This window comes from Shigella sp. FC1544, from assembly GCF_001722145.1.
GTDB classification, from domain to species: Bacteria; Pseudomonadota; Gammaproteobacteria; order Enterobacterales; family Enterobacteriaceae; genus Escherichia; species Escherichia coli.
Genome location: NZ_MECT01000203.1, coordinates 1 through 2806 on the forward strand (window position 1 = coordinate 1; position 2806 = coordinate 2806).

The 2806-nt window shown below is 53.5% G+C and carries 6 protein-coding genes; all 6 read left to right on the top strand.

The features are described 5' to 3' along the window. Window positions 1-108 precede the first annotated feature (108 nt). From BGK49_RS11695 to BGK49_RS11720, 6 genes are read left to right on the top strand one after another with little or no spacing between them, the layout of a single operon-like run. Window positions 109-447 carry a hypothetical protein gene (locus tag BGK49_RS11695; RefSeq protein WP_000259035.1) on the top strand — a complete coding sequence of 113 codons (339 nt, stop codon included), beginning with the start codon at window positions 109-111 and terminating at the stop codon, window positions 445-447. Window positions 448-452: 5 nt separating this feature from the next. Continuing rightward, the gene (locus BGK49_RS11700) at window positions 453-908 is read left to right on the top strand and encodes a DUF4054 domain-containing protein (protein ID WP_000537609.1); all 456 of its coding nucleotides are present in this window, start codon (window positions 453-455) and stop codon (window positions 906-908) included. Next, entirely contained in the window at window positions 902-1486 is a 585-nt protein-coding gene (locus BGK49_RS11705; protein ID WP_000247612.1) for a hypothetical protein, read from the top strand. Before BGK49_RS11700 ends, BGK49_RS11705 begins: the two co-directional genes overlap by 7 nt. Next, the gene (locus tag BGK49_RS11710) at window positions 1483-1848 is read left to right on the top strand and encodes a phage collar protein (RefSeq protein ID WP_001009072.1); all 366 of its coding nucleotides are present in this window, start codon (window positions 1483-1485) and stop codon (window positions 1846-1848) included. Before BGK49_RS11705 ends, BGK49_RS11710 begins: the two co-directional genes overlap by 4 nt. Continuing rightward, a complete protein-coding gene (locus BGK49_RS11715; RefSeq protein ID WP_001139093.1) occupies window positions 1833-2378 on the top strand; it encodes a phage neck terminator protein in 546 nt (181 codons plus the stop codon). Before BGK49_RS11710 ends, BGK49_RS11715 begins: the two co-directional genes overlap by 16 nt. After that, window positions 2359-2724: a DUF3383 family protein gene (locus tag BGK49_RS11720; RefSeq protein WP_001122284.1), complete on the top strand. Its 366-nt coding sequence runs from the start codon at window positions 2359-2361 to the stop codon at window positions 2722-2724. The genes BGK49_RS11715 and BGK49_RS11720 overlap by 20 nt, the downstream gene beginning before the upstream one ends. Window positions 2725-2806: the final 82 nt, after the last annotated feature.

Consider the following 2806-nt stretch of genomic DNA (forward strand, 5'->3'; position numbering starts at 1 on the left):
CCCAGCTCTTTCATGAGCCTGCCAGCAAGCCAGCGTCCCATCTGGTAGCCTCTCCGGGTTGCCATTGTGGCGATGCTTCTTGCTCCGGCCGAACCATGGTAGGCTGAAATGGTAACAGTGGGCTGCAAACTGCCGAACGGTCTGGTGCTGGAAGTGGGTCAGAAACGGGTTCAGGTGGCAGGCTGGCGGAATAACGCGGTTAAAATTGTGGGGGGCTATGGTCTGACGCAGGTCGATAAGGTGTTTTTTGACGCTTGGCTGGCGGAGCACGGACAGCAACCTTATGTGAAAAATGGCGTTATTTTTGCGCAGGATAAGGCGAACAGTGCAGTCTCGCAGGCTACGGAGCAGAAAGCCGTTAAATCCGGCCTTGAACCGCTGCCGCAGAAAAATCCGGCTCCGGGCGTTAACCGCAATGATGAAGTGATGGGTAAACCTCAGGAGTAAACGCTATGGGTACGGTGACGTTTGACTGTCGGATGTTTGTCAGTCTGTACCCGGAGTTTTCCACGGTGACACCGGAGCTACTGACGGCGGTGTTTAACCGGGCGACCGCGTTGTACCTGGATAACACGGACGACAGTCCGGTTACCGACCTGAAGGAGCGGGAACAGCTTCTGTTCCTGCTGGTTGCGCATCTGTGCGCATTGCGGGGGCTGGGAAACGGGAGAGACGGGCAGGCTGGTCTGGTGGGGCGTATCACCAGTGCGTCGGAAGGTTCTGTATCGGTATCGGTGGATAATAGCGGCAGTAATGATGCGTCGTGGTGGTATCTCCAGACCCCCTGGGGTGCTGACTACTGGCAGGCGACAGCGCCATACCGCTCAATGCAGTATCATTCCGGGGGGGCACCTTCGCGATATCCGGGGCATTATTACCGGGGATACGGGAGGGGGCGTCGATGGTAAATAAAGTCACAGGTGGCAAACAGTTCCGGCAGAAGCTGAAACAGGTTGCCGCGAACCTTTCATTGGGTAAAAAACTCAAAGTGGGTTTTCTTGAGGGAGCAACTTACCCTGACGGTACGTCAGTGGCTTATATTGCCGCAGTTCAGGAGTTTGGTGGAAGAGCGGTCATACCCGCCCGTGAGCAGACGCTCCACTTTCGCTATAACGAAAAAACGGGAGAAACCGGGCACCGCTTTGTCAAAGCCGGTAAAGGGAATTTTGTTCAGGATGTGGTTATTCCTGAGCACACGGTCACCATTCCCCCCCGTCCGTTCTTCCGTAAGATGATCGAACATAAAAGTCCCGAATGGGGCGAAAAAATGGCGACCTTATTACGGGCGAATGATTTTGATACTGCGACCGCTCTGGTGTGTATGGGAGAACATATCAAAGGGCAGTTGCAGATGTCTGTTCGCGACTGGGAAAGTCCGTCCAACGCTGCATCCACTGCCCGGCAAAAGGGTTTTAACAACCCGCTTATTGAAACCGGACATATGATGGACAGCGTTGATTATTCTGTAGACGGGGGCAAAAAATGAACTTTCACGGTATTGTTTCCGGCGCAGTACGTCGGGTAAATCCCTTTACAGACGCGCTGGTTTATCGTTCCCGCGGGAGTACACAGCAGGCAGATTATTCCCGCGTACCTGAGTATGAAGATCCGGTTTCCGTCAGGGGGCAAAAGCAGGCTGTCACCCAGGCTGATTTACGTCATCTTGATAATCTTAACCAGCAGGGAGTTTTCGCCACATTGTATACCGATGGTAACTGGTGCGGGCTTAACCGTGCCCGGCAACAGGGAGGCGATAAATTTGTTATTGGCGATGAAACGTGGCTGGTGATTGAGGTACTGGAAATCTGGCCTGACTGGACGAGGGTTATTGTATGCCTTCAGGTGTGACCCTCTCCGTTACGGAAAGCGCTCTTTATCAGGCCCTCGGTGATTATCACCGGGGGCTTTTTTCTGATGCCGGGATTGAACGAACGCAGCAGAACCAGGTCCCGATGCCTCAGGGGAATTTCATCACCATGACGGGCATTGATGTTACCGGATTATCCACTGCGGTAGTGGCATATTCTGCGCCAGCGCAGGCTGGTGAGGGCTCTCAGCATATCACCCGTACCACAAAATGGCGTTGCCAGCTTGATTTCTACGGCCCTCACGCGGCAGATAACGCTCAGGTGCTGGCAACGCTTTTCCGGTCTGAATTTTCCGTACGGCTTTTCCGGCAGGGCGGTGGGCTGATTTCCCCGCTGTATTGCTCAGAGCCCTTTAACACCACATTCCCCAACGGTCAGCAACAGTATGAACCGCGCTGGACGCTTGATATTCAGATGCAGATTAACCCTGTGGTCACAACTTCCCTGATGTTTTTTGACAACGTGATCACCCGGACAACGGAGGCTGATAATGCCAATTCCACTCAGTAAAGATGTACAGATAAATCCCGGTGTGCTGGCTGTGGCGGGTAATGCCGTCGATCTTAACGGCCTGCTGTTGACCAGTAATCCGTTACTTCCGGTCGGCACTGTGGTTCCGTTTTCCTCTCCGGATGATGTGGCCGCGTATTTTGGTGCATTATCCGATGAGTACGCACGCGCTCAGCTTTATTTCCAGGGCTTCAAAAATGCCACCAGGACGCCGGGGCAATTGTTGTTTTCCCGTTTCAGTCCTGCCCCATCGGCGGCCTGGTTACGTAGCGGTTCGTTTAAGGGCGCGACTGTTGAACAGCTACAAAAACTTTCCGGCACGCTGATGCGTAAGCGTACAGCCTGAACCGTCTGGTCAGAATCTGACGAATTAGACAAAGTGGTGTCCACCAAATAAGTAGTGGGAACCAAAGTGTCAGATATGCAGA

Bases quoted from the DNA above. Each gene is read 5' to 3' on its own strand.
- BGK49_RS11695 (WP_000259035.1), top strand. From the start codon at position 109: ATGGTAACAGTGGGCTGCAAACTGCCGAACGGTCTGGTGCTGGAAGTG.
- BGK49_RS11700 (WP_000537609.1), top strand. From the start codon at position 453: ATGGGTACGGTGACGTTTGACTGTCGGATGTTTGTCAGTCTGTACCCG.
- BGK49_RS11705 (WP_000247612.1), top strand. From the start codon at position 902: ATGGTAAATAAAGTCACAGGTGGCAAACAGTTCCGGCAGAAGCTGAAA.
- BGK49_RS11710 (WP_001009072.1), top strand. From the start codon at position 1,483: ATGAACTTTCACGGTATTGTTTCCGGCGCAGTACGTCGGGTAAATCCC.
- BGK49_RS11715 (WP_001139093.1), top strand. From the start codon at position 1,833: ATGCCTTCAGGTGTGACCCTCTCCGTTACGGAAAGCGCTCTTTATCAG.
- BGK49_RS11720 (WP_001122284.1), top strand. From the start codon at position 2,359: ATGCCAATTCCACTCAGTAAAGATGTACAGATAAATCCCGGTGTGCTG.